This window comes from Nocardia callitridis, from assembly GCF_039543305.1.
Taxonomy (GTDB): domain Bacteria; phylum Actinomycetota; class Actinomycetes; order Mycobacteriales; family Mycobacteriaceae; genus Nocardia; species Nocardia callitridis.
In genome coordinates, this window is sequence record NZ_BAABJM010000002.1 from 67601 (window position 1) to 93768 (window position 26168).

Genomic DNA, 26168 nt, shown 5'->3' on the forward strand with positions numbered 1-26168 from the left:
GGTTCTCGACGGTGTGGGCGCAGGTTATTCCGACACGGACACGGGGGCGGGTTCTTCGGTGGGGGCGGTCGTCTTCCATTTCGTATCCACCACCAAGCCGATCACGCCGATCGCGAGACACGTCGCCGAGACCACGATCATCGCGGGATGGGTGCCGCCGGTGAGCGCGTCGGCGAGGATCACCGTGCCGACAGTGCCGGGCAACGATCCGAGGAATGTGGCGACAAGGTACGGCCAGAAGTGCATCGACGACAATCCACAGCAGTAGTTGACCACCGAGAACGGTGCGAGCGCGATCAGTCGCAACGAGCCGACGGCGAGCCATCCTCGTCGTTCCAGTCGCTCATCGATCGCGCGTACCGCGGGATGGGTGAGCCGCGCGGCGACCTGCTCGTGATCGAGTGCGCGTACCAGTAAGAAGGCCAGTGCCGCGGCGACGGTGGTCGCCGCCAGTGCGACGGTGATGCCGAGGACGGGACCGAACAAGACCCCGCAGCTCACGGTGAGCACCGTGCGTGGAATCGGCGCGACGGTGACGACCGCGTAGACGACGAAAAACAGCAGCGGGAACAACGGACCCACCGAACTCGCCCAGTCCTGGATCTGCTGCGGGGTCGGTAAGGGAACCAGCAGCGCGGCCACGAAAACAGCGGCGACAGCGACGAGTAGAGCGACGACGCGCGACGCGCGAATCAGCCTGGTCACTCCGGCGAGGTTACCGGTTGGTAGCGGCGGCCAGGGACGGGTGCGGGTAACACTGGCGCTAGCATCAGAGGAAGCGGGACGAATCCTCGTTAACCAACGTAGGCGCTGAACTGGGCGAATGCGACGGTATCGGTTGCGCAGAGGGGCGTGGCCGTCATCGAGTGGAAGAGGGACAGCAAGCATGCCGATTGCTTCAGACGTCGGAAAAGATGCCGCGTCCAATAACAGCGGGTCCAATAACAGCGGGCCCAATAACGGCGGGCCCGACTACGCGACATGGCGTAAAGGCGTTGCCGGGGTGCTCGCCAAAGCGCGCAGAGTCGACGCCGAGCAGCTGCCCGACGATCCCGAACGGCTGCTGGCCGAGCTCACCGACGACGGATTGACCATCGCCCCGCTCTACACCAGCAGGGACGAACTGCCGGAACTGCCGCTGCCAGGACAGTTTCCGTTCGTGCGAGGACGCGACGCCACCCGTGACGTGCACCGGGGTTGGTTCGTCAGCGGATACATCGCCGACCGGGACGCGGCCGCGGCCAATCGCGCGATTCTGGCCGGGTTGGAGAACGGGCTCGGCGCGGTCTGGCTCGGCGTAGGGGAGCGCGGCGTCCCGGTCGCCGACCTGTCGACGGCCTTGTCGGGTCTGCTGTTCGACTTGGCGCCGTTGAGTTTCGACGCGGGCGCCGAGGCCGCCGAGGCGGCGCGGGAGATCTTCGCCGTGATCGAAGGCTACGGCGCGCGGGATCGATCGAAGATCGAGATCGCCCTCGGCGCCGCGCCACTGACCAGTCGCTTCGCCGAGATCGCCGATCTGGGGCTTGCCGAGACCGTCGCGCTGGCCGCCGCGGCGAGCGAGCGGACCGAGACGGTACGCGCGATCACCGTGGATGCCACCGTCTTTCACGAGGCGGGTGCCTCGGACGCGCAGGAGCTCGGCGCGGCGGTGGCCGCGGGTCTGGCGTATTTGCGCGCGCTCACCTCCGAAGGGGTGGGCATCGCGCAGGCGCTGGCGCAGCTGGAATTCCGGTTCGCCGCCACCGACGATCAGTTCGCCACGATCGCCAAATTCCGTGCCGCACGCCAACTGTGGGCCAGGGTCGCGCACGTGTGCGGTGCCGCGGAATTCGGCGCCGCGCCACAGCACGCCGTGACGTCCTCGGCCATGCTCACCCAGCGTGATCCGTGGGTGAATCTGCTGCGCAGCACGCTGGCCAGCTTCGGTGCCGGCGTCGGCGGCGCGGACTCGGTGACGGTGTTGCCGTTCGACGCGGCGCTCCCGCAGGACGAACTCGGTATCTCGCGTGTCTTCGCCGAGCGGATGGCCCGCAATACCCAACTGCTGCTGTTGGAGGAATCCCACCTCGGCCACGTCCGCGATCCCGGCGCGGGCTCCTGGTACGTGGAGGATGTGACCGCGACGCTCGCCGCGAAGGCGTGGGAGTTCATGCAAGAGCTCGAAACCGAGGGCGGCTATCTCGCCGCGCTGGAGTCCGGGTGCCTCGCCACGCGGATCGCCGCCACCAGGGACGCGCGCGACAGCGATGTCGCCCACCGCAAGTCGGCCGTCACCGGCGTGAACGAATTCCCGAACCTGGCCGAGAAACCACTGTCGGAGCAGGCAAGAAAGCCCGGCAGGGTCGCGCGCTACGGTGGCGCGTTCGAGGCATTGCGCGACCGTTCGGATGCTTATCTCGCCGCCAACGGTGTGCGGCCGAGAGCGCTGCTGGTGCCGTTGGGTTCGGTCGCCGAACACAATGTGCGCACCAGCTTCATCGCGAATCTGCTGGCCTCGGGCGGCATCGAATCGATCAACCCCGGCCCGCTCGACCTCGACGCGATCGAGGCGGCGGCCGAGGAAGCCGCCGTGTCGATCGCGGTGTTGTGTGGCACCGATAAGCGATATGGCACCGAAGCCGGTGCGGCGGTGCGGAATCTGCGCGCCGCGGGGGTGTCGACGGTGCTGTTGGCAGGCAAAGACAAGGCGGTCGCCGACTTGGCGGACGCGCAGCGCCCTGATGGTTACCTCGCGGCCGGGATCGACGCGGTCTCGGCGCTGTCGCAGCTGCTGGAGAAGGTGGGAGCCTGATGACCGACGTCCAACACGTGATCGGCAACTTCGCCGAGGTTCCGCTGCGCGAAAACGCGCCCGAACCCGCCGCGGTCGATGCCGCGCAGGTCGAGAGCTTCACCAGGACGGCCGCCGAGGCGAACAACTACTCGCCGGAGCAATTGGTCTGGTCGACGCCCGAAGGCATCGACGTCCCACCGGTGTTCACCAAGGCCGACCGGGACGCGGTCGCCGCGGCGGGCTACCCGCTCGACAGCGTGCCCGGCACCGCGCCGTTCGTGCGCGGCCCGTACCCGACGATGTATGTCAACCAGCCGTGGACGATTCGGCAGTACGCGGGTTTCTCCACCGCCGCCGACTCGAACGCTTTCTACCGCCGCAACCTGCAGGCCGGGCAGAAGGGTCTCTCGGTCGCCTTCGACCTGGCCACCCACCGCGGCTACGACTCCGACCATCCGCGCGTGCAGGGTGATGTCGGCATGGCCGGTGTCGCGATCGATTCGATCCTCGACATGCGCCAGCTCTTCGACCAGATTCCGCTGGACCAGGTCAGTGTCTCGATGACGATGAACGGCGCGGTGCTGCCGATTCTCGCGCTGTATGTGGTGGCCGCCGAGGAGCAGGGCGTCGCACCGGAACAGCTGGCAGGAACGATTCAGAACGACATTCTGAAAGAGTTCATGGTCCGCAACACCTACATCTATCCGCCGAAGCCCTCGATGCGGATCATCTCCGACATCTTCGCCTACACCAGCACGAAGATGCCGAAGTTCAACTCGATCTCCATCTCCGGCTACCACATTCAGGAGGCGGGGGCGACCGCCGATCTGGAGCTGGCCTACACCCTCGCCGACGGAGTGGAGTACATCAGGGCCGGGATCGAGGCGGGCATGGAGGTCGACAAGTTCGCGCCACGCCTGTCGTTCTTCTGGGCGATCGGGATGAACTTCTTCATGGAGGTCGCCAAGCTGCGGGCCGGTCGACTGCTGTGGAGCGAGCTGGTCGCGAAGTTCGCGCCGAAGAACGCGAAATCGCTGTCGCTGCGCACCCATTCGCAGACCTCGGGGTGGTCGCTGACCGCGCAGGACGCCTACAACAATGTGGCGCGCACCTGTATCGAGGCGATGGCCGCGACCCAGGGACACACCCAGTCGCTGCACACCAACGCACTCGACGAGGCACTGGCTCTGCCGACGGACTTCTCCGCCCGCATCGCCCGCAACACCCAGTTGCTGATCCAGCAGGAGTCCAACACCACGCGGCCGATCGACCCCTGGGGCGGTTCGTATTACGTCGAGTGGCTGACCCATCAGCTGGCCGACCGGGCGCGTGCGCACATCGCGGAGGTCGAGGCGCACGGCGGCATGGCGCAGGCGATCGGTGAGGGCATCCCGAAGCTGCGGATCGAGGAGGCCGCCGCGCGTACCCAGGCGCGCATCGACACCGGACAGCAACCGGTGATCGGCATCAACAAATACCAGGTGGAAGAGGACCAGCAGGTCGAGGTCCTCAAGGTGGAGAACTCGCGGGTGCGCGCCGAACAGCTGGAGAAGTTGGAGCGGCTGCGGGCCGACCGCGACCCCGATCAGGTGCGTCGGGCCTTGGACGAACTGACAAGGGCCGCAGGCTCTTCCGAGGGCGGCATGGGTAACAACCTGCTTGCCCTCGCCGTCGACGCGGCTCGTGCCAAGGCGACCGTCGGCGAGATCAGCGACGCGCTGGAACAGGTGTACGGCCGCCACCAGGCCGAGATCCGTACGCTGTCGGGCGTGTACCGCGACGAGGCAGGCAAGGCGAGCAATATCGGCACCGCGATCACGCTGGTCGAGCAGTTCGCCGAGGCCGAGGGTCGGCGTCCCCGCATCCTGGTCGCCAAGATGGGACAGGACGGCCACGACCGGGGACAGAAGGTGATCGCGACGGCGTTCGCGGACATCGGCTTCGACGTCGACGTGGGCCCGCTGTTCCAGACTCCGGAAGAGGTGGCGCAGCAGGCGGCCGACAACGACGTGCACGTCGTCGGTGTCTCCTCACTCGCCGCGGGCCACCTCACGCTGGTGCCCGCCCTGCGGCAGGCACTGGCCGAGGCCGGACGACCCGACATCATGGTGATCGTCGGCGGTGTGATCCCACCCGGCGATTTCGACGCCCTCTACGAAGCCGGTGCCGCGGCGATCTTCCCGCCCGGCACGGTGATCGCGGAGTCGGCGATCGATCTGTTGAACAAGCTCGCGGTCGAACTCGGTCACGAAACCGGTAGCGGCGCCGAGGAATCCGCCGCCGCCGAATGAGTGCGGCGGGCGCGGTGCGACGGCACGGGCGTCGCCCGATCGATGTCGACGCACTCGCCGAGGCGGTGCTCGGCGGCGAGCGTGCCGGGTTGGCGCGCGCGATCACGCTGGTGGAATCCACCAGGTCCGATCATCGTGACGCGGCGCAGCGGCTGTTGTTGCGGCTGACGCCGGAACCGGGTGCGGCGCTGTCGAATCGGGTCGGCATCACCGGCGTTCCCGGCGTCGGGAAGTCGACGTTCATCGACGCGCTCGGCATGTCGTTGATCGGGCAGGGGCATCGGGTCGCGGTGTTGGCCGTCGACCCGTCGTCCACTCGCACCGGTGGTTCGATTCTGGGTGACAAGACCAGGATGGCGCGGTTGTCGGTGGAGCCGAACGCCTATATCCGGCCGTCACCGACCGCGGGCACCCTCGGCGGGGTGGCGAAGGCGACGCGCGAGACCATCGCGCTGCTCGAGGCCGCGGGTTACGACGTGATCCTGGTGGAGACCGTCGGTGTCGGGCAGTCGGAGGTCACGGTGGCCAATATGGTCGACGTGTTCTGTTTCCTCACCCTCGCCCGCACCGGAGATCAGTTGCAGGGCATCAAGAAGGGTGTGCTCGAACTCGCCGACCTGGTCGCGGTGAACAAGGCCGACGGCAAGCACGAGATCGAGGCGAAGTCCGCGGCGCGGGAACTGTCGAGCGCGTTGCGGCTGATCCACCCGCACGACGCGTTGTGGCGCCCCCCGGTGCTCACGATGAGCGGTCTGGAGGGTCTGGGTCTGGAGAAGTTCTGGGACACCGTGCTCGACCATCGCAGGGTGCTCACGGAGGCGGGGGAGTTCGCGGAGAAGCGGCGCCGCCAACAGGTCGACTGGACCTGGACGATGGTGCACGACCAGCTGTTGCGTCGGCTGGCCGACAATCCGAAGGTCCGAGCGATTCGGGCCGAGGTGGAACAACAGGTGCGTGATGGTTCCCGCACCGCGGCCTTGGCCGCCGAAGATCTCTTGCGCGCTTTCGACGGCGGCTGAGCGGCCACGGCCGATCTGTCTGTCGTCCATCCGTTTTCGGGTGGCGCCGGGTCCCTGTGATATTCCGGTGTCTTCCGGCGCCGAGCTCGACTCGGTGGGGCGGTCGGTCCCGCTCGAATCCACGCTACGGATCGGCTGTCTGTCCGGTTCGGGGACGATCGCCGCTGTCTGGTCACCGGCTGCGCGCGGCGTCGGTGGATTGGGTGCGATCGACGCCGACCCGGATGCGGAGCGGACCGATCGCGCGCGGATCGCCACCATCTAGGACATTGGTTCCCGCAGGAGGTCGGGTGCCGCCGAGGATGAGCTGCGCTGCGCCAGTGCCGCCGCAGTGGCGATGATCGATCGCGCACGGCATGCTGTCCCTCTTGACGTGCGGAATGCCGACGGGCTCAACGATTTCGGTCTGACTTGCCGAGTCCTGAGCTCGCGTCATTGGGCGAGACGGCCGGCTCCGGCGCGTGGTCGCCACGGTTCGGGGATTCGCGTGGCCGATGCGGCGGTCACGGTCCACGGGAGTGGCGAAACAAGGAGGGCCTGGGCGAGCGCTCGAGGGTGGGGGCGCCGGTTCAGCTCAGGTCGAACATGCGGGCCGCGTTCTCGTAGCAGACCTGGCGTAACCAGTCGTCGCCGAGCTCGAGGCGTTCCAGGGCGTAGAGCGAATGTCCGTAGGAGTACGGGATATTCGGGAAGTCGCTGCCGAACAGGATGCGGTCGCTGAAATAGCGTAAGCGGCCGCGTTCGGTGTCGGGGAATGGGCAGTCGGCCTCGGAGAAGTCGGTCCACACCATGGTGGTGTCGAAGCCGACGCCGGGATAATCCTGGGCGAGATCGAGGAATTCGGAGTATTCCGGCATGCCCATGTGCGCGATGATCAACCGCAGCCGGGGGAAGCGACGCAGTACCTCGGCGATCGGGCCTGGTCCGGTGAAGTCGCCGGGTGCCGGGCCGGAGCCGCAGTGGATGACCGTAGGAATTCCGCTGTCCTGCAATTGTTCCCACACCGGGTTCAAGAGCGGGTCGCCGGGGTGGTAGTGCCCTACCTGTATGTGCGCCTTGAAAACTCGCGCACCGGCGGCGATCGCGGCCTCGACATAACTGCCCGCGTGGTGTTCGGGGTAGAACGTCGCGGTGTGCAGGCATTCGGGTGTGTGCGCGGCGAACTCCGCGGTCCATTCGTTGAGCCAGGCGGCCATATCCGGCTTGTGTGGGTATACCAGCGAGGTGAAGCCGCGAACGCCGAAGTCGCGCAAAGTTTTCAGGCGTACCATCTCATCGGTGCGGTAGGTGATCGGCCACTCGCGACCAACCAGCGGGCCCGCCGAGTCGAAATACGCCCAGACCTTGCGTAACACCTGATCGGGCATGAAATGGGTGTGGATGTCGATGATTCCCGGCAGGTCGAGACGCTCGCGCAATCGCGTGAGGTAGGTGATGTCATCGGCGTCGGTCATCGTTATCGCCCCTGTTCGTGCGCTGTCGAGATGTCGCGCGTCGGTGTGGTGGCCAGTTCGTGCGGTGGATAGCGGTTGCGGGCGAAGTCGCCGATCTTGGCGATCATGCTGTCGAAGAATCGCGCGGGGTCGGTGTCGATCACGATGTCGGCGTTGGGCTCTCGGCCCCACATGCCCGACCAGTCGGCGACCGTCGTCGCACGGGTGAGCGTGCCGGACAGTTCGACATCGACCGTCGCGGGCCTGGTTCGCGCGAGCGTCGAGTCGAGGGCGACCGCGGCGGCGAACGGGTCGTGCATGTGTGCCAGGTATCCCTGGTCGTGCTGCTGGTGGAACTCGAAGTAGAAGCGCACCGCGTCGGTGAGGTGGGCGATCACCGGGTTGCTCGTCGCGGACCTACCCGGCGGGGTGGACTCCGAAAGGTGTTCCAGCGGGAGGCTCTGCGCGCGCTCGGCCAGTCGCAGCAGATGGTGTGGCCGCATCTCGATGGTCTCGGTGATATCGAGGGCGCACACGATCGGACGACGCTGCGGCGGCGCGGCGGAGAAGGCGTCGAAGACCGCCTTGGCGGCCTCCGGGTCGACGTGCACGTTCCATTCGTTGGTGGGTGTGGTGTTGCCGGGGTGGTGGAAGGCTCCGCCCATGATCACCAGGCGGCGCAGGAGGGTCGGCAGTCGCGGTTCCTCGCGCAGGGCGAGCGCCAGGTTCGTCAGCGGTCCGGTGCACAGCCCGACGATCTCGCCGGGCTGCGCGCGCGCCTGCTCGACCCACAGGCGCGCGGCCGAACGAGCGGACAGTTCCCGTGTGCTCGCGGGCAATTCGGCGTATCCGATGCCGCACGGTCCGTGGGTGTCCTCGGTGGTGCGCAAGGGGATGGCCAGCGGCTGCGCGGCGCCGAGCGCGACCTCGATCTCGGGTGCGCGGCACACGTCGAGCCAGGCGAGATTGTTCGCGGCCACCTGGGCTGCGGGCACGTTGCCCGCGGTGGCCGCGATACCGATCAGGTGTGCTTCGGGGGAGGCGAGCAGATACAGCAGCGCGAGGGAGTCGTCGATCCCGGTGTCGACGTCGATGAGGATCTTCTGGCGCACGCGTCGAGACTAAGCGCGCCGCTCCGGCTGGTAGCGGGCGGGTTGGTGGGAGTGTTGTGGTCGGGTTGGTGGGAGTGTTGTGGTCGGGTTGGTGGGAGTGGTGCAGCCCGGTTGGTGGGAGAGGTGCACGCGGGCTGGTGAGGTGGTTGCGGGCTGTGCGTCGTTGCACGCCCGGCAAGTACGCACCGACCGTGGGGGGCTGATACGGCTGTCTGGCACAAATGTCTCATCGCCTTGTAGCCTGACCGAATGGGCAATCGCGAAGACCTGCTGGCCGGTGCGCGCAAGGTGATCATCGAGCGCGGCGTCGCCAAGACCACCGCGCGCGATATCGCCACCGCCGCCGGGGTGAGCCTCGCGGCGATCGGCTACCACTTCGGTTCCAAGGAACAGCTGATCTCCGAGGCGCTCTCGGCCGAGCTCGGCACGGCGATCGGTGACAACATGGAAGAGCTCATCCGCGCGCAGCGTGGTAGTTCCCTGTTCGAGGGCTTCAGTGAACTGTGGACCACGATGCCTTCGGTGTTCGCGAACAACCGGGACAGCATGGTGGCGAGCATGGAGAACCTGGTCAGGGTGGCGCGCGAGCCGGACTCGAACAACTACCTGGAGCAGGGACTTCCCGCGATCTACGACGAGATGGCCGTGGCGCTGCGCGCGGCGCATCCCGAACTCGACGAGTGGCAGGCCAGGGTGGTGGCCCAGCTGTATTTCGTTCTCGTGCAGGGCCTGGGCGTGCTGTGGGCGATCGCGCCCGAAGGTGAACTACCCGACGGAGACCAGCTGGCCGCCGCCCTGCTGACGATCACCGCGGGTGCGCCGAAACTCGACTGAGCCTCGCGCGCGAGCTCGGGCTAGGCGTGCAGCCGCCATGCCGGGCGGTCGATCCCGTAAGCCGGTGCGGGCCAAGGGTATCCGGCATACTCCGCGAGAGCGGGCAGCGCGGTGACTACCTTGCCGTCGTCGGCTGTTTCCTCGGCGGCGGGCTCGGTGGCGGGCGGATGGCCAGGGGTGCGGTCGCGGGACGCGAGCAACCAGGAAGCGGTGCGCGCCAGCGAAACCCGCACATCACGCCCCACTCCGTCGATCGATCGGGCGCCGAGCGCGTCGACGACACCGGCCGCGAGCAGATATCCGGAGGCGTGGTCGAGTACCTGGGCGGGCAGCGCGCCGGGCACCGCGGGGGCGCCCTCGATGATCGCGATCCCGGACGCGGCCTGCACGATGCTGTCGAAACCGCGGCGCTCACGCCACGGGCCGGTGTCACCCCACGCGCTGACGCTGCCGTGGATCAGCCCGGGACGCGGCGCGACCGAAAGCCCGGCGCGTTCCAGGGCGCCGGGGCGATACCCGGTGATCAAGACGTCGGCGGCGGCGAGGAGGTCGTTGAACACCGGAAGCTGGGTGCGCAGATTGAGCTGCGTGGACCGCTTGCCCTGGCAGGTATCGGCGTACTGCCAAGGGATTTCGGGCAGCTGTGGGGGATCGACTCGAATCACCTCGGCGCCGAGCAGAGCCAAAGCCCTGGTCGCCACCGGCCCCGCGATGACGCGGGTGAGGTCGAGCACGCGCACGCCGTGCAGAGGGTAGGCGCTGGTTGCTCCGGTGGGCAGGCCCGGTGCGGCGCGATCGGCGCGCGGATCGACCGCCACCAGCGGGCCCGCCGCCGCGGCGCGGCCCTGCGGACTGTCGGCCCACTCGTGTTCGGTACGCACCTGCACCGCGATCGCACCGGCGGCGGCGGCCCTTCGTTCGATCTCCACGGCGCGACTCATCGCGATCTGCGCGATCACCGCTTCGGTGGGCGCGTTCTCGGCCAGCCGCAACGCCGTCAGCAGGCGGGCATGGTGGTGCGGGTAATTGGCGTGGGTGCGCACCCAGCCGTCGAAGGTGGGGAAGAACCCCGACAGTTCGGCGAACGGCGACGCGCTCGCGCCGTCGACACGGAACACGCGATCGCTGGCGAACGAAGCGGTGATGCGGCGCGGGTCGATCCGATGGTCCACCCGATCGTGGCCGCGCACGGCGCGAATGCGATTGGCCGCGGTGGCGAACGCGGTGACCGAACCCGCGGCCAGTGACCACGCGGGCAGCGTCGCGGCGAGCGCACCGGCGGGATCGGCGGTCGGGACGAGTGACGTTGGAGTGATACCGATTCCGGCTTCGTAGTCCTGCACCAACCGGTTCGGCACCGCGGTGTGCGGTGATATTCGATCTTCGGCGGGTACACGACTCACGACTGCCCATACTGTCACAATCGGTCGTGCCCGGACGGGATGTCTCAGTGTGGAAGTGCGGAGCCGCTGACCGGACCGGCCGCGCGATGACGCTGCAACCGCACGTATCCGACCCACGACACCGCGACGCCGACGATCACCAGCGCGCGGACCAGACCCAGTGCGCTGTCCGGGTAGAACACGCCGGTGATGTAGTTGTCGATGAAGCCGCCCGGCGGCAGACCCTCGGTGCCCGCGCTATCGCGCGCCCAGTTCTCCAGAAACGTGAGCGGACAACCCACCGGGTACAGCACCGTGCCGAAACCCCACGCGACCGCGATCACGTGCGGCCAGATGGTGCGGGTCCAGTGCCACGCCAAGAACCCGCCGACCACCACATACCCGATGAAGGCGAAGTGGACGGCCGCGACTAGGTCGGCCAGTGCCTGGAAGAACACCCTTCAAGGATAGCCGTCGGCGCGCGGGGTGAGCGTGGTTCGCGCGTGCTCACCAGGGCGCGGGGCGGTAGTCCTTCAAGAAGCAGCCGAAAAGGTCGGTTCCGTTCTCGCCCTGCACGATCGGGTCGTAGACCCGCGCGGCACCGTCCACCAGATCCAGGGGCGCGTGGAAGCCTTCGTCGGCGAGCCGAACCTTGGTGTAGTGCGGACGTTCATCGGTGATCCACCCGGTGTCCACCGCCGTCATCAGAATGCCGTCGGCCTCGAGCATTTCGCGAGCGCTGGTGCGGGTCAACATGTTCAACGCCGCCTTCGCCATATTGGTATGCGGATGACCGGCGCCCTTGTACGCGCGGGAGAACTGGCCCTCCATGGCGGAGACGTTCACCACGTACTTGCGGCGCGCGGGCGCCGAGGCCATGGCCGGGCGTAGGCGCGAGACCAGGATGAACGGTGCGACCGAGTTGCACAGTTGCACCTCGAGCAACTCTGTGGCATCTACCTCGGCGACGGTCTGCACCCAGCTGTTGGTATGCGCGAGGTCAGGCACCAACCCGCCGGCATCGATCGCGATTCCCCGCGAAATGCGTTCGGGCGTAGCCGATCCCGCGACCAACGCCAACTCCGCGACCTCGGCCGAAGACAGGCTGGGTGTGAGCGAGGAGGTGAGCGCCGTGGGATGGGCCTGCATCGTCTTGCCGAAGGTGATGACGTCGGGCAGCGTTCCCAGCGGCAGGGCGTCGGACTCCGCGGTGACCAGCGCGCTGTAGGAGCCGGGGGAACGGCGCACGGTTTGCGCGGCATTGTTGATCAGGATGTCGAGCGGGCCGTGGGCGGCGACGTCGTCGGCGAGGGCGACGACCTGTGCGGGGTCACGCAGATCGATGCCGACCACGCGCAGTCGGTGCAACCAGTCGGCGCTGTCATCCATCGCGGCGAAGCGCCGGATGGCGTCGTTGGGGAAGCGAGTGGTGATGGTGGTGTGCGCGCCGTCGCGCAGCAGGCGCAGCGCGATGTACATGCCGATCTTGGCGCGACCACCGGTCAGCAGAGCGCGGCGGCCGGTGAGATCGGTACGGGCATCGCGCTTTTCGTGGCTCGCCACGGCGCACTCGGGGCACAACTGATGGTAGAAGGCATCGACGCGGGTGTACTCCTGCTTGCAGATGTAGCAGGGTCGCGCCCGCAACAGCGTCCCGGCGCTGGCTCCGGTGGCCTGCGAACTGATCGGGATGCCCGCGGTCTCATCGTCGATCCGGTTCGGTGACCCCGTCGCGGTCGCGGCGATCACCGCGCGGTCGGCGGCGGCGAGCGCCTCGCGCGCCGCGGACCTGCGGCGTTGCTTGAGCTTCTTGAACATGTGCCCGACCGCGCGCTGCACCGTCAACGAATCGGGGTGGTCGCTGTCGAGCTGCGCTGCCATGTCGAGCACCCGAAGACAGGTCGCCAGGTCGTCGGGATCGATCGTGGTGTCGGCCATCGGTGCTTCGGGAGTCCTTCGGGTGAGCTGGGCAATCGCGCGTCCATTGTCGCAAACACGCGTTGCCCCGTTCCCCGAGGGCAGGTCAGCCGCTGCGCGGGGTGCTCGCGGCGTGATCGGCGCGCAGATCGTCGACGAAGTTGGCGATCGCCTCGGCGACCAGTAGCGGTTCGGTGATCGGCAGCCAATGGTCGGCGGGTACCGCGCACCGCCACAGCCGGTCCACCCAGCGCCCGGAGGCGCCGTACACCGACAGCGGCACGAAGGGATCTGTGGTGTCGACGAGTAGTTGCACCGGCACCGCGGTGCGCCGCAGCCGGGGCTTGCGTAGGTGGTGCGCGACATTGGCGTCGGCGATCCTGGCACCGGCGAGCAGGTCCGAACGCCACGTCGTCGCGACCCGTGCCGGGACTGCCACGGCTCCGCCGAGCTGTCGCACCAGCAGAGCGCGTGCCCTCGGGGTGGCGAGTCTGCGTGCGATCGTCGCCGGTGCCAGCGTGCTCGCGCCGCGCACCCACCAGGCGGGGTCGATCGCGCGACGGCGTGCGATCGGCAGGGCGGCGCGCAGCCAGAGGCCGAGATGGTCGAGGTTGGGTCCGGAGATCGCGGTGAACGAGGCGACCCTGGTGTTGGCGCGGGGGTCGCACGCGGCTTCCCACAGTTGCACCGCACCCCACCCATGTCCGCACGCGTGCACGGGTGTGCCGGGACTGGCGGCGTCGACGATGGCGAAGAAGTCCTCGGCCAGCCGATCGAGTCGATAGTCGCAGCGCCCCGCGGGCACCTCGGAGTGGCCGTGGCCGCGCACGTCGTAGGTGATCACCCGGAAGCCGTCGGCGAGCAGGGTGGCGACCCGAGCCCAGATGTCGTGGGTGTCGGTGAGGCCGTGGACCAGGACGAGTGGCTCGGCGTTCGGATCACCCCACTCGAAGACTGCGATGTCGGCGCCGCCGGTGACCGTCCATCGTCGGTCGGGCGGGAGCGTCCCTGTGTGATCGGATGCGGTGGGGAGATCGGGCTGATCGGCGGGTTCGGTCATGTCGCTGCCTCGTTCACGCGTGGCTCGCGCACCGCGAGCTACCGGGTCGGTGGCACTTCGCCGCTGCGCGTACCGACAATACGTTTCTACCGTTGCCGACAGTACGAAGGATCGCGGTCCGATGGGGGTGTGAAGCCGAGGAATATGGCGTAGCTCACGTTATGGTTTCGTGCGCGGCGCGCGCGAAGTCGGCTACCGGCAAGGGGTTTCGGGGCCGTTTTCTTCCTCGGCGCGATATCCGGGCCGATCCGGATATGCCGTCGACACGGAGGGCGCGCGTGGCGTATCGGCCGACCGCTCGGATGCGCGGATCGTGCGGAGCCGACGCGTCGGCGGTTTGTTGACATTATGCCAATAGTGCGGAAATCTGGTCGTCGGATGGCCCGCGTCGAGTCGGGAAACAGCGAGCAAAGGATCGATCGATGGCACGCGCCGCATGGAGTGACGACGAGGTCGAGGCGGTTCGCGACCTCGCCAAGACCTTCTTCGACAAAGAGGTCGTCCCGCACACCGAAAGGTTCGTCGCCCAGGGGCATCCCGATCGCGCGCTCTACAACCGTGCGGGTGAGCTCGGCCTGTTGTGCACCGCCATCGACGCCGAATACGGCGGTGGTGGTGGCACTTTCGCGCACGAGGCGGCGATCATCGAGGAACAGGCGCGCGCGGGCGACGGTTCGATGGGCATCCCCGTGCACAGCTCCATCGTCGCGCCCTATCTGGCGAAGTTCGGCTCCGAGGAGCTCAAGCGCGAGGTGCTGCCCAAGGCGGCCAGCGGTGAGGTCGTGCTTTCGATCGGCATGACCGAGCCCAGCACCGGGTCCGACCTGCAAAACATCAAGACTCGCGCGGTGCGCGAAGGCGACGAGTACGTGATCACCGGCTCGAAGATCTTCATCACCAACGGCTGGCTCTGCGATGGCATCATCATCGCCGCCAAGACCGACCCCACCAAGGGTGCGGCGGGTGTCTCGCTGATCTACGCCGAAGTCGGCGACGACACCCCTGGTTTCCAACGCGGCCGCATCCTGAACAAGATCGGTGGCAAGGCGCAGGACACCGCCGAGCTCTTCTTCGACGGTTTGCGCGTCCCCGCGAGCAATCTGCTCGGCGAGGCCGAAGGCCAGGGCTTCTATCAGATGATGCAGCTGCTCGCGCAGGAGCGATTGGTGACCGCGGTGATCGCGGTGACAATGGCCGAAGAGGCGGTGCGGCTGACCGTCGATTACACCAAGGGGCGCGAGGCGTTCGGTAAACCGCTGTTCGCCATGCAGAACACCAAGTTCGAGCTCGCCGAATGCGCGACCCTCGCGAAGGTCGGCCGCACTTTCCTCGACAATTGCGTGGTCGAGCATCTGCGCGGCGAACTCGATATTCCCACCGCCGCAATGGCGAAATACTGGCTCACCGATCAGCTCGGTATCGTGGTTGACCGCTGCCTGCAACTGTTCGGCGGCTACGGCTACATGACGGAGTATCCGATTTCCCAGCTATACACCGGCGCGCGGGTCCTGCGGATCCTCGCGGGCAGCAACGAAGTGATGAAGGATCTCATTGCCAGATCACTCTGAGGAACCCAGTGCCGAGACCTCCGGCGTCGAGATCACGGACGCCTCGGGTGCGCTCGGAAACCACGGCGACGGCTCGCCGCGGCGTCGGCGGCTCGGCCCCGACGAGCGCCGCGCGCAGATCCTCGCCTGCGCGATCGACATGTTCGGTGAGCGGCCGTACGCGGCGGTGTCCACCGCGGAACTGGCGCAGCGGGCCGGGGTGGCGCGCGGGCTGATCAACCATTACTTCGGCAACAAGCGCGAGCTCTACCTCGCGGTGGTGCGCAGGATGGTGACGCTGCCGAGGGGCGACGACATGATCGTGCCCACCGGCACCGAACGCGAACGGGTCGAGGCCAGTGTGCGCTGGCTGCTGGATGTGATCGCCGAGCACGGCAATACCTGGGTGAAGGTGACCAGCCACGAGGGCGTCGGCGACGACCCAGAGGTGCAGCAGATCCTCGACCGCGCCGACGATGCCGCCGCCGAACGCCTGCTCGCCATGGTGGGCATGGCCGACTCCGACCACGACGCCGCGATGCGCGCGTTCGTCCGCGCCTACGGCGGACTGGTGAAAGTCGCTGGGCGCGAATGGATCACCCGTGCGACGGTGTCGCGCGAACAGGTGCACGCATTGCTCGTCGATCTGCTGGCCACCTTGGTGGGCGAGTCGCTGCCCCGGCTGCATCGCTCGCACTGACCCGGCGCGGCCCGGACGCGTGCGCCGTCGTGTCGGTATTCGGTGTGTCCTCGCTGACGCTTCGGCCGACCCATCGGACATTTCGGATCGTCTGCGGAGCGTTCTGCCCTTATTGTGTGTCGATATCGGGGCGGGTCCGAGCGGTCGAGGTTCCTGCGCGATGGGTGGAGAGGGACCTGAGATGGCACGGACGACGCAACGCCGTCAGTCGCAGCGCTGGCCTGCGGCCGAGACCGAGGATCGGTGGGCCGCCGAGGAATCCGACGGTCGCTGGGCCGAGGAGGACGACCCCGACGCGGGGTGGCAGGAACCGGCGCCGAGTCGCCGCCGACAGGGTCGGCTCCGGTTGGAGGTGCCGCCGATCGTCAACCCGTACGCGATGGTCTCCTTGGCCGCGGCGCTGGTCGGGCTGTTTCCGGTGGCGATCGTGTTCGGGTTCATCTCCTACAGCCATCCGCGCGGGCGGGTGATGGCGCTGTTCGGGTTGCTGATCGGGTTCGCCGAACTGGTGGTGGCCGCCGGTGCGGTGCTGATCGTCGGGAACTTCCTGCCCGAGGTCCCTCGGCCGGATTTCCTGGCGTCGAGCACCAGCACCAGCGCGGCGACGACCGCGCAGGCGAGCCCGACCCAGCCGACCGTGCCGCCCGATCCGCCGGCGCCGAACGCGGGGACGGGCTCGGCTCCCACGCCTGAACCAGCTGTCGTTCGCAAGGGGTCCGCGTGCACCGACGCGGGCCAGATCGGTGTTGCCGCCGAGGGTGGCGACCTGATCTGCCTGGCCACCTCCGGCGGAGCACACCGGTGGGGTGGGCCGTACACGGTGTCGTCGACGCTCGCCGAACCCGGCACCACATGTGAAGGGGGAGCGGCGAAGACGGCGCGGACGGCGGACGGGCGCGCTCTTGTCTGCGAATCCGCGGCGCGCACCTGGGTGCTCTGGACGGAATAACTCGCGCGGCGTTACTCGGCTTTGCGCGCGCGACTCGGCTGCACCCTCGGCGGTTCGTTGGGCATTTTCGGATACTGCGGCGGCCACGGCGCGTCCAGCAACCCGTCGGCCATGTCGCGCTCGGACATCTCCAGCAGGGCGGCGATGGATTGCGGCGGCCGGTCGGCCCACGGGTCGCCGAGCTCGGCCAGCCGGTCGGGCACCGTCGCGAGGGTGAGTTCGTCGGGGACCACGTCGTCCAATGCCGACCAGTCGATCGGCGTCGAGACCTGCGCACCCACCTTGGGTCGCACACTCCATGCTCCGAAAACCGTTTTGTGCGGGGCATTTTGGTTGTAATCGACAAAAACGCGTTGACCGCGTTCCTCTTTCCACCAGTGCGCGGTGATCTCCTCGGGATGCCTGCGTGCCAATTCGCGCGCCAAGGCCACCGAGGCCGCGCGCACCTGGTAGCCGTCCCATTTCGGCTCCAGCGCCACATACAGGTGCAGGCCCCGCGAACCGGAGGTCTTCACGCGGGAATCGATACCGAGCTCCTCGAAGAAGTCGCGGGTGCGCCGCGCGGCCCGCTTCAGGTCCTCGAAGGTGATGCCGGGGGAGGGGTCGAGATCGATGCGCAGTTCGTCGGCGACCTCGAGGTTGTCGGCGCGGTTGGGCCACACGTGAAATCCCAGGCAGCCCTGGTTGACCGCCCACAGCAGGTGGGCCAGATCGTGGGCGACCAGTGCGTCGCTCGTGGTGCCGTTGGGGGTGGAGACTTCGACGGTGTGTAGCCAGTCCGGCGCCGATTTCGGCACCCGCTTCTGAAACCACGACTTGCCGGACGCGCCATCCGGATACCGCTCCAACAGCACGGGTCGGCCGCCGATCACCCGCAGCAGCGGCTCGGCCACCGCCTGGTAGTAATGCACCAGATCGAGCTTCGTCTCGCCGCGCTTGCTGAAATACACCTTGCCGGGGTTGCTGATCGTGACGAGGGTGCCGTCCACATCGATCTCGACCGATTCGCTCATCGCGGCTGCTCGATCCGCTCGGGCCGCGGGAAGATCGCGCTCAATTCGGCGGGCGCGACCTCGTCGAGTTGACCGTAGGTACACGACTCGGGAGTGCGATCGGAGCGGAAACGCACCAGCCTGCCGCCGTGGCGCAACCGACCCGACTGCACGTGTTCGTAACGCACCTCGGCGACGAGTTCGGTCCGCAAGGGTTCCCAGGAAAGATCCTTGCCGCCGGTCCAGCGACTCACCCCGCCCGGCATCTTGCCGTCCTCCTTGGCCCGTGCCACCGCGTCGGCCCAATCCCGCCACGGATGCCGCGCCAAGGCGTTCTCGCGCAAGGGCGCCAGCTCGTCGACCAGTTCCTTGCGTCGGGCCGCGGTGAAGCTGCTCGCGACCCCGACATGATGCAGCGTGCCCGCGTCGTCGTAGAGCCCGAGTAGCAGTGAGCCGACGCCCGCGCCGTCCTTGTGCCAGCGGAAACCGGCGACCACGCAGTCGGCGGTGCGTTCATGCTTCACCTTCAGCATCACCCGCTTGTCCTGGAGGTAGGCCAGTTCGTCGGCCTTCACCATCACCCCGTCGAAACCGGCGCCTTCGAAGCGGGTGAACCAGTCCTCGGCGACGTCGGGATCGTGGGTGAGCGGGGTGAGGTGCACCCGCGACAGTTCGGTATCGAGGATGGTCTCCAGTAGGCGTCGGCGCTCGGTGAAGGGTTCACCGGTGAGATCGCGATCGCCGAGTGCGAGCAGGTCGAAGGCCACGAAACTGGCCGGTGTCTCCTGCGCGAGCTTGTTCACCCTGGACGCGGCCGGGTGCAGGCGGTTTTGCAGTGTGTCGAAATCGAGGCCGCGCTCGGTCACCACGACGATCTCGCCGTCGATCACGCAGCGCGGCGGCAGCGCATCGCGCAACAATGCGGCGACCTCGGGGAAGTATCTGGTGAGTGGGCGGTCGTTGCGCGAGCCGAGCTCCACCTCGTCGCCGTCCCGAAAGACGATGCAGCGGAAACCGTCCCACTTGGGTTCATAACTCAGGCCGGGGTCACGCGGCACCGAGCGGGTCGATTTGGCCAACATGGGCCGAACGGGTGGTTGCACCGGTAGATCCACGCGATCCTCCTCGGGTGTCGATCCTGGTACCGGTATCGACGTCGCGGCGACCCCGAACTAATCGCCTGGTGTGCGGACTCGCGCTCGATCCTAGGCGCGGGGACCGACAAGAAACCCGGATTCGCGGTGGTGCCACCACCACGAATCCGGGTCAGGGGAGTGAGCGGGACGACCGATCAGTCGTCGAGCCAGCCGTGCTCGTCGGCGAACTCGGTGAGGCGATCGCGGATGATCACGATCTCGCCCGCGGTGAGCGCGGGACTCGCGTCGAGCAGGAGTTCGGTGACCAGTCGCCGGTGTTCCTCGACCGCGAGCCGACCGTCAGCAGGACGGTCGGGCCGAGGTCGCGGCGGGGGTAACGCAGCTTGCTGCCCGCCGACCGCGGTGAGGTTCACCGCCTTGGGTCCACGATCTCCTTCGGTCACCTCGAATTCGAAGACCCTGCCCTGCCGGAGTTCGTTCTCGTCGAGCCCGATGTCGTTGACGTGAACGAACACGTCCGGCCCGCCGTCCTCCGGCCGAATGAACCCGAATCCCCGAGAGCCGTCGAACGACACCAATTTCCCGATGGACACCAACACCCGCTCCTCGTTCCCGCCGTAATCTATCCGGCCACCCTAGCCCGCTTTATCGTGTTCGTCGGACGAAAGCGCCTTTTGCAGGGAATTGAAAACGGTGAGTCCTTGCCCGACCATTCCATTGATCATTTCGCCGACGCCCTCGGGTCCGTTCAACACGGTGAGATTGGCGCCCGACAATCCGCTCGCCGCCTGTCGGACAATTTCCGGCAACTGTTCGATCAGCATCTGATCGAGTGCGATGCGGTTGTTCGACGCCGCGGCGGCGGCCTGGATCTTGGTGCGGTCGGCTTCGGCCTCGGCCAGGATGCGCACGCGCTCGGCCTCCGCCTGCGCCGGCTTGACCACCTCGGCCTGCAACTGCTGCTGACGCAGCTCGGCTTCCTTGCTCGCCTGCACCGCCTGCGCGATCAGCACCTCCTGCAGGGCCTTGGCCTCGGCGAGCGGACCAGCCTGTGCCGCTTCGGCATTCGCCTTGTCGATATCACGCTGGTACTGCGCGCGCAGGATATCGGTCTCGCGTTGGTATTCGGCCTGCTTGCGCAACGATTCCTGCTCGGCCTGTGCCGAGAGCTGCGCGGCCTGGGAATGCGCGATCTGCGCATCACGTTGAATGGCCGCGTTGTGCGGTGCGGCCAATGCCGTGATGTATCCGAGGTTTCCGTCGTCGATCGACTGGATCTGGAACGAATCGACCCAGAGGCCGATGTTTCCCATCTCCACTTTGGAGGCGACGAGAACTTCGTCGGCCAGTTTCTGGCGTTCCCTGATGATCTCCTCGACCGTCATCGAACCGACGATCGAACGCAGGTGACCGGAGAAAATTCGACCGGTCAGTACCGACATCTCCTGTTCCTGTTCGGACAGGAATCGTTGTGCCGCATTGACGATCGACTGCGTATCGTTGGCGACCTTGAACGCGATCACCGCGCGCACTTCCAACTGGATCGCCTGTTTGGTGACGCAGCGTTCCTTGATCTCGGCCTCGAACATCGCCAAGGACAGATAACTGACCTTACGGAAGAACGGAATAACCCAGCTTCCCCGCCCGATAACCACCCTGAATGGTGCATCGTCCCTGACTTTGGCGCCGCTGACCAGCATTGCCTCGTCCGGATCCGGTACGTGGTACCCCAGCACTTGTGCTCCTCAATTGTTCAGATATGTCGTGCTTTTCAGCCTTGCTCGGTCGAATCCGTCGACAAAGGAATCCACGGAACGACATCCACGATCCGACCCGGATGGGCTTCGATGATCAGCACCGTTGTCCCCGCGTCGATCGGCTCGGCCGCGCGCGCGATGTACAACTCGGTTCCCCCTCGAATCGAAACCAGGACCTCGCCAAGCATCCCGGTGTCTCGGATCGGCGAGGTCAGTTTACCCGTGCGACCTCGTACAGGATCGGTCATCGCGGTGATCTCCTCGAATTTGCCGCCGAACCCTCAGCGTACGTGCGACCACCGACCGCGGTGCGCGGGCGCTGGGCGCCGATAGCGTTGTGTTCGAATCGAAAACGCGCTCGGCGACCGGTGTCAGCGGCGATACAGCGACCGATACGCGCCGATCATCTCCACGGTGTGCTCGACGATCTGCTCGCGGGTGGCGCGCAGCGAGCCGTTCAACCACGCGGAGAACATGCCCGCGTTGCCGCTGGCCATCGTCACCGCGGCCAGCCTGCGCTTGACCGGATCCTCGATGTGGGCGAACAGATGATCCTGCATCAACCGGGTGAACACCGGCATCACCGAGAGGGTGGTCTGCCCGAGCCCGGTACTGGAATAGGGCTCCACCAGCAATAATCGGGATTTGCGTGGGTCGTCGAGGATCTTGTCGACCAGGATCTCCGACATCTCGTGGTCGCGTGCGGGATCGTTGGTGGTGGCGAATCCGGTCATCGGGGCGAGGAATTCATCGGCCACCTCGCGGTAGAGCACGTCGAGCAATTCGTCACGGCTGGCGAAACTTTCGTAGAAGTATCGGTCGGTGAGCCCGGCGCCGCGGCAGACGGCACGCATCGTCACACCCGGCGCCCCCGCCTCGCCGATCAGTTCCAGCGCCGCCTCCATCAATGCCGTTCGGCGCGCCTGCTTGCGCTCGGTGAGCGTGGTTCCACCCCAGATTCGGGGCCCGTCGCCATGGTCTGGATGCTGGCCTTTCTGCACCGCACCACACTATCGGCTCGGTCCATGGGGCGACGCACACGCCGCGTCGCGCCGTTCAGCGGCTGTTTTCCATGGCGAGACCGGCATCGCGCCAGGCGATGACACCTCCCGCCAACGCGGCGGCGCGGTACCCGTCGCGTGCCGCGCGGGCGGCGAGACCCAGTGCCAGCTCGCCGACGGGGCAGACGAACACCAGCGGGCGTGAGCGGGGAAACGGGATGCCCTCGGCGAACATGTCGTCGAGTCGATCGTCGCGAATGTTGATCGCCCCCGGCACGTGCGCGATGCGGTAGGCCATCGCGCCCCGGGTGTCGATGATCACCGGTCGCTCGGTGCGATCGAGTTCGGCCAGCTCATGCGGGGTCAGCGTGCGGGTGGCGGCGAGTTCGGCGGCGTCGGGTGGTGCGGCGCGCTCGCGACCACCGAACAGTTCGGGACGGCGTTTTTCGATGTAGGAGAGATAGGGCTCCAGCCGGTCGCAGACGATGAGCACCGCGACAAGGGGACGGCCGTCCGGACGCGGTGTATCGGCGAGCGTGCGGATCGCGGCCGCGTAGCTCGCGCCGCTGGTCGGTCCGGCGAGGATGCCGTATCCGGTAGCCATGCGCAGGGTGGCGTCGATCGCCGCACCCGCTTCGACCGGAAGAATGCGATGGTAGAACTCCGGCTGGAACAGCCCGACATCCCACATCTCGTTCTCCGAACGGATGCCGGGAATGAAGTCGCCGCGCGCGGAAACCACGGCTACGGTGCGCAATTCGGGATTGTGCCGACGCAGATAGGTGGCCGTGCCCCTGGTAGATCCCGTGGTGCCGAGCCCGCCGATCAGGTAGTCGACCGCCTCGATTCCGTCCGCGACGAGGTCATCGTGGATCTCCCGGCCCGTGCCGTCGTGGTGGGCGGTGATGTTGTCCTCGTTGGTGTACTGCGACGGGTGATGGTAGGCGCCGGGCTCACTGGCCATGGCCGCCGCGATCACCGAGGAGACGTCATTGGGTGTTGTGGGATCGGGACACTCCGAAAGCCCTGGCAGCTCCACGATGTCGGTCCCCAACAGGCGCAGCAGCGACCGGACTTCGTCGACCTTGATCCGGTTGGTCACCGCGCGCAGGCCGACCCCGTGTAGCGCGCCGAGCACGCGCAGCGCCTTGGCGGTATTGCCGCTGGAGGCCTCGATCATCGTCTGTCGACCCGCGACGATATCGGGGAGTTTTTCGCGAATCATGGCCCACGCGACCCGGTCCTTCACCGAGCCGAAAGGGTTGTGCGACTCCAGTTTCGCGTACAGCCGCACGCCGTCCAGGCCGTGCACGGTCGGGTCGAGCAGCAGCAGGGGAGTGTTACCGATGAGTTCGGTGATGTGGTGATAACGCATCAGCACCTCCCGTGGGTATCGACGTCGCCGGACGGGCGATAGTCCGCGTCGGGCACCACCCGGAAGTCGTCGCCGTTGCGGGTGACGGCGAGCTTGGGCGGCGGCGGGCGCATCGACGCCGAGGCCGAGGACAGATCCATGTTGTATGCGGCCGTATTGGGAAAGACCACCAGGTCGCCGGTGCGGGGGCGGCGCGGCAACCACACCTTGTGGGTGGTGATCATGTCGCGCTCCAAACACAGCTGTCCGGCGAAATACACCCCGACGCTGTCGGTTTCGGTTTCGTGATCCGTGTCGTCCGTGTCGTCCGTGTGGTCCGGCAGCAGGATCGGGTCGACCATGACCTCCTGGTCGGCGGGGGTGACCCGATCACGGCTGAGGTCGAGATGCACGAGCAGGCTGCCGTCCGCGGCCTCCTTGACGAACTCCACCGTCGCGAGGGTCACGCCCGCGTGATCGACCAAGGACTTCCCCGGTTCGGCCCACACCTCGAGCAGGTTGTCGGCGAGCACTTCGGCGATGGTGCGTGCGCCGTGGCGTGGGAGGGGGGTGGCGAGCAGCTCGGCGAGCATGGCGGTGCTCTCGACGGTATTGGCGTACTTGTGGAAGATCGGTATTCCGTGCACGGCTTGCGCGTCGATGCGGTAGCCGAAGGTGTTGTTGCCCCAACTCATCGGCGTCGCGTGACCGACAAGCGCGGCTCGGAGCGCTTTCGTGTAGCGGTCGAACCGGTCGACGTCAGCGGTGAAGACCTGGCGAAAGCCACCACCGATGTCGAGCACAGCGGCCGTGAGCCCGTAGGCGGCGGCCCGTTCCACGAGCGTCAGGCACCCGTCGATGGCACGTACTCGATCGGCGATCGCGCCGGAATCGAGATGAAAAGCGAACCCGAGGAAGCGGATTCGGTTCCGCTGCGCGGCCAGCAGCTCGAACGCACCGTCGAGCTGGTGCGGAGCGAAGCCGAAGCGGCTGATCGATGCGTTCGCGCCGGGAGGATCGAAGCCGTTGACGCGCAGCAACACTCGGACGGGATTTCCGGTGTCGGCCAGTTCCGCGATACGCGACAATTCCCACGCATTGTCGACATTGACCGTCGCCGAGGCGGCAAGCGCGGCGCGCAGCAGTGCCGCACCCTTCGGTCCGGTCACTTCGATGCGGTCGCAGGAGAACCCCGCGGTGTGCGCGGCTGCCAGCTCCTGCGGGGAAGCGACATCGATATCGATGCCGGCGTGCTCGACGGTGCGGACGAAGGCACGCGAGTGATTCACCTTGTGCGCGTAGCAGAGCCGATATCGCAACGGGTGTGCGTCGAGGACCGCGCGTAATGCGGCGAGATTATCCGCGACGACCTGGGGGAACAGCAGGTGCAGCGGTGAGCCGTTGGTACGCAGAGCGTGGTCCAGGAGGTCGCGTCGATCCAGGAATGCGCGAACCACCGGTGCGAGCTTCGCGGGGAGGGCGGGGGACGTCGGCATGCGGGCAGCTCGCTCTACGGTGCGGGGTTGATCGAGGATGCGGGGTTGTTCGGGGAAGCACTGTTGTTCGCGGATGCTCCGCTCGAGCGCGCGGCGGTGTCGGCAGGTACGCCGGCATTCGGCGGCGACGTGTCCTGCGGGTCGACGGGCGCATCCGACGGGTTGTACCCGCTGTCGCGCAATGCCTCGAACGCGCGCGCACGATTGCGGGGACTGCGGAACTCGGCCACCACACGCTTGCTGAGCAGGTCGATCTCCAGCACCTCGATACCCATCGATTCCAGTACCCCGCCGATCGTGCGAACACAGTGGCGGCAGTTCATGTCCGGGACGGCGAAGATCTGATCCTGCGCGGTGGCGGGGCGTTCGGCGTGCGCGTCGTGGTCCGCGCGCACCTCGACGATCGCGCAGCGCGGCGCGAGCTCGGCGAACACCGCGACGAAGCGGTCGACCACCAGCGACAGCAGGTTGTGATGCTGGCCGCCGCGCCGATGTGCCTGCGCGGCAAGGCATGCTGGCTGCGCACCGGTGGGCAACAGCGCGTACTGGCGTGAAATCAGGTCGAGGTCGTCGTGGTACTTCGCGATCGCGGCGTCGACATCGAGTCCTTCTTCGGTGGTTGCCCGGTGCATCACGGCGTGTGCGTCGGCGATGGTGGCGTCCTTCATGGCACGCAATGTCGTGAGCGTGTCCTGGCTGTAGGCGACGGTGCCGTCGGGACGCGCAACCAGGTCGACCGGGATCATGCCGCGTCGATAGGTCGAGGCTTGCAGCTCCCAGTACCACCTGGTCGCGGCGGCGGTGAAGATCCCGGAATCCCTGAGGCCGTGCGCGAATTCGGTGGCCGTCCGGTAGGGGGTCCGATCGGCGAGCAGGGCGTGTTGCACGAGAGTGCGCGCGGTGGCCTCGATACCGACGCGGAAGATGTCGACCGGCTCACCGTCGGTGGTGGTGGCGTCGAGGATCCTGCGGTCCGCCGCCGGCAGCGCCGAAACGCGGTGCGCGAAACCGGGATCGGTGTCGATCGTGGCCCAGAGTACGCGTGCGGCCTCGCGCGCGACGATCGGTACGGCGGGGCCGAGGCCGCCCACCCGGTAGTGCCCGGTATTGGGTACACCGGCGCTGTCGTTCCAGGTGAGCCGATGGCTGGCGGTGGTGACCTGCTCGGGCGTGCACGGGCGCATGAAGCGTTCGAGGTAGAGCCGCTGCGAGAGCGTGAGCTGCCCGCCGGGCTCGGGCCGGATCTCGGTGCTGGTGTAGTCGAAGCGTCGAGGTGTGAACGTGAGTGACGGTGTAGGGAAGAGATCGGGGTACGCGAGCGCGGCCACGATTGTCGCCGCGGCGTTCCGGTCGTAATCGTCTGCGCCCGAGGTGGGTTCGTGCGGTGCGGCGTTGCCGTGTGGTGACAGGGGTAGGTACTCGGTCATGGCGGAGCTCTCCTTCGTGCTGGTCAC

Annotated in this window: 24 protein-coding genes; 8 read left to right on the forward strand and 16 right to left on the reverse strand. The window is 67.3% G+C overall.

Annotated elements, in window-relative coordinates; all coding sequences use genetic code 11:
* Positions 1 to 24: 24 nt before the first annotated feature.
* On the reverse strand, positions 25 to 705 hold the full coding sequence (locus tag ABEA50_RS09115; protein WP_345494793.1) for a TVP38/TMEM64 family protein: 681 nt from the start codon (positions 703 to 705) through the stop codon (positions 25 to 27).
* 181 nt (positions 706 to 886) lie between these two features.
* Here ABEA50_RS09115 and ABEA50_RS09120 point away from each other — a divergent pair, with 181 nt between their 5' ends.
* The 4 genes from ABEA50_RS09120 to ABEA50_RS09135 all read left to right on the forward strand — a co-directional run bounded on the left by ABEA50_RS09120 (position 887) and on the right by ABEA50_RS09135 (position 6348).
* Positions 887 to 2791 carry a methylmalonyl-CoA mutase family protein gene (locus ABEA50_RS09120; RefSeq protein WP_345494794.1) on the forward strand — a complete coding sequence of 635 codons (1905 nt, stop codon included), beginning with the start codon at positions 887 to 889 and terminating at the stop codon, positions 2789 to 2791.
* Positions 2791 to 5064 (forward strand): methylmalonyl-CoA mutase, encoded by a 2274-nt coding sequence (gene scpA, locus ABEA50_RS09125; protein ID WP_345494795.1) that lies wholly within the window; start codon positions 2791 to 2793, stop codon positions 5062 to 5064. Before ABEA50_RS09120 ends, scpA begins: the two co-directional genes overlap by 1 nt.
* The gene (gene meaB, locus ABEA50_RS09130; protein WP_345494796.1) at positions 5061 to 6083 is read left to right on the forward strand and encodes a methylmalonyl Co-A mutase-associated GTPase MeaB; all 1023 of its coding nucleotides are present in this window, start codon (positions 5061 to 5063) and stop codon (positions 6081 to 6083) included. The genes scpA and meaB overlap by 4 nt, the downstream gene beginning before the upstream one ends.
* Positions 6084 to 6150: 67 nt before the next feature.
* Positions 6151 to 6348: a hypothetical protein gene (locus ABEA50_RS09135; protein ID WP_345494797.1), complete on the forward strand. Its 198-nt coding sequence runs from the start codon at positions 6151 to 6153 to the stop codon at positions 6346 to 6348.
* 304 nt (positions 6349 to 6652) lie between these two features.
* Here ABEA50_RS09135 and ABEA50_RS09140 read toward each other — a convergent pair whose 3' ends face one another.
* On the reverse strand, positions 6653 to 7537 hold the full coding sequence (locus ABEA50_RS09140) for an amidohydrolase family protein (RefSeq protein ID WP_345494798.1): 885 nt from the start codon (positions 7535 to 7537) through the stop codon (positions 6653 to 6655).
* A gap of 2 nt (positions 7538 to 7539) precedes the next feature.
* Entirely contained in the window at positions 7540 to 8628 is a 1089-nt protein-coding gene (locus tag ABEA50_RS09145) for a nucleoside hydrolase (RefSeq protein ID WP_345494799.1), read from the reverse strand.
* Between the two features lie 249 nt (positions 8629 to 8877).
* On the opposite strand from ABEA50_RS09145, the gene ABEA50_RS09150 reads away from it, so the two are divergent.
* A complete protein-coding gene (locus ABEA50_RS09150; RefSeq protein ID WP_345494800.1) occupies positions 8878 to 9462 on the forward strand; it encodes a TetR/AcrR family transcriptional regulator in 585 nt (194 codons plus the stop codon).
* Positions 9463 to 9482: 20 nt separating this feature from the next.
* Here the strand turns inward: ABEA50_RS09150 and ABEA50_RS09155 are convergent, their stop codons facing one another.
* The 4 genes from ABEA50_RS09155 to ABEA50_RS09170 all read right to left on the reverse strand — a co-directional run bounded on the left by ABEA50_RS09155 (position 9483) and on the right by ABEA50_RS09170 (position 13821).
* A complete protein-coding gene (locus tag ABEA50_RS09155; protein ID WP_345494801.1) occupies positions 9483 to 10865 on the reverse strand; it encodes a CoA transferase in 1383 nt (460 codons plus the stop codon).
* A gap of 44 nt (positions 10866 to 10909) precedes the next feature.
* On the reverse strand, positions 10910 to 11302 hold the full coding sequence (locus tag ABEA50_RS09160; RefSeq protein ID WP_345494802.1) for a DUF2784 domain-containing protein: 393 nt from the start codon (positions 11300 to 11302) through the stop codon (positions 10910 to 10912).
* Between the two features lie 49 nt (positions 11303 to 11351).
* Positions 11352 to 12782 (reverse strand): SDR family NAD(P)-dependent oxidoreductase, encoded by a 1431-nt coding sequence (locus ABEA50_RS09165; protein ID WP_345494803.1) that lies wholly within the window; start codon positions 12780 to 12782, stop codon positions 11352 to 11354.
* Positions 12783 to 12867: 85 nt separating this feature from the next.
* Complete coding sequence (locus ABEA50_RS09170) at positions 12868 to 13821, reverse strand: alpha/beta fold hydrolase (RefSeq protein WP_345494804.1); 954 nt, start codon at positions 13819 to 13821, stop codon at positions 12868 to 12870.
* A 422-nt stretch (positions 13822 to 14243) separates the two neighbouring features.
* Between ABEA50_RS09170 and ABEA50_RS09175 the strand changes: the two genes are divergently transcribed.
* From ABEA50_RS09175 to ABEA50_RS09185, 3 genes are all read left to right on the forward strand, one after another.
* Positions 14244 to 15389: an acyl-CoA dehydrogenase family protein gene (locus tag ABEA50_RS09175; RefSeq protein WP_345494805.1), complete on the forward strand. Its 1146-nt coding sequence runs from the start codon at positions 14244 to 14246 to the stop codon at positions 15387 to 15389.
* Between the two features lie 31 nt (positions 15390 to 15420).
* The gene (locus tag ABEA50_RS09180; RefSeq protein WP_345496499.1) at positions 15421 to 16068 is read left to right on the forward strand and encodes a TetR/AcrR family transcriptional regulator; all 648 of its coding nucleotides are present in this window, start codon (positions 15421 to 15423) and stop codon (positions 16066 to 16068) included.
* Between the two features lie 181 nt (positions 16069 to 16249).
* On the forward strand, positions 16250 to 17017 hold the full coding sequence (locus tag ABEA50_RS09185) for a DUF4190 domain-containing protein (protein ID WP_345494806.1): 768 nt from the start codon (positions 16250 to 16252) through the stop codon (positions 17015 to 17017).
* A gap of 11 nt (positions 17018 to 17028) precedes the next feature.
* Here ABEA50_RS09185 and ligD read toward each other — a convergent pair whose 3' ends face one another.
* From ligD to ABEA50_RS09230, 9 genes are all read right to left on the reverse strand, one after another.
* Positions 17029 to 18030 carry a non-homologous end-joining DNA ligase gene (gene ligD, locus ABEA50_RS09190; protein ID WP_345494807.1) on the reverse strand — a complete coding sequence of 334 codons (1002 nt, stop codon included), beginning with the start codon at positions 18028 to 18030 and terminating at the stop codon, positions 17029 to 17031.
* On the reverse strand, positions 18027 to 19124 hold the full coding sequence (locus ABEA50_RS09195) for an ATP-dependent DNA ligase (RefSeq protein WP_345494808.1): 1098 nt from the start codon (positions 19122 to 19124) through the stop codon (positions 18027 to 18029). Before ABEA50_RS09195 ends, ligD begins: the two co-directional genes overlap by 4 nt.
* A gap of 176 nt (positions 19125 to 19300) precedes the next feature.
* Entirely contained in the window at positions 19301 to 19699 is a 399-nt protein-coding gene (locus ABEA50_RS09200) for a cold-shock protein (protein WP_425577581.1), read from the reverse strand.
* A gap of 42 nt (positions 19700 to 19741) precedes the next feature.
* On the reverse strand, positions 19742 to 20842 hold the full coding sequence (locus tag ABEA50_RS09205; protein WP_345494810.1) for an SPFH domain-containing protein: 1101 nt from the start codon (positions 20840 to 20842) through the stop codon (positions 19742 to 19744).
* Positions 20843 to 20877: 35 nt separating this feature from the next.
* A complete protein-coding gene (locus tag ABEA50_RS09210; protein ID WP_345494811.1) occupies positions 20878 to 21111 on the reverse strand; it encodes a hypothetical protein in 234 nt (77 codons plus the stop codon).
* A 123-nt stretch (positions 21112 to 21234) separates the two neighbouring features.
* Positions 21235 to 21864: a TetR/AcrR family transcriptional regulator gene (locus ABEA50_RS09215; protein ID WP_345494812.1), complete on the reverse strand. Its 630-nt coding sequence runs from the start codon at positions 21862 to 21864 to the stop codon at positions 21235 to 21237.
* A gap of 55 nt (positions 21865 to 21919) precedes the next feature.
* Positions 21920 to 23239, reverse strand: a complete 1320-nt coding sequence (locus ABEA50_RS09220; protein WP_345494813.1) for a pyridoxal-phosphate dependent enzyme — start codon at positions 23237 to 23239, stop codon at positions 21920 to 21922.
* On the reverse strand, positions 23239 to 24714 hold the full coding sequence (locus ABEA50_RS09225; protein ID WP_345494814.1) for an alanine racemase: 1476 nt from the start codon (positions 24712 to 24714) through the stop codon (positions 23239 to 23241). Before ABEA50_RS09225 ends, ABEA50_RS09220 begins: the two co-directional genes overlap by 1 nt.
* A 14-nt stretch (positions 24715 to 24728) precedes the next feature.
* Entirely contained in the window at positions 24729 to 26141 is a 1413-nt protein-coding gene (locus tag ABEA50_RS09230; RefSeq protein WP_345494815.1) for a heavy-metal-associated domain-containing protein, read from the reverse strand.
* Positions 26142 to 26168 lie beyond the last annotated feature (27 nt).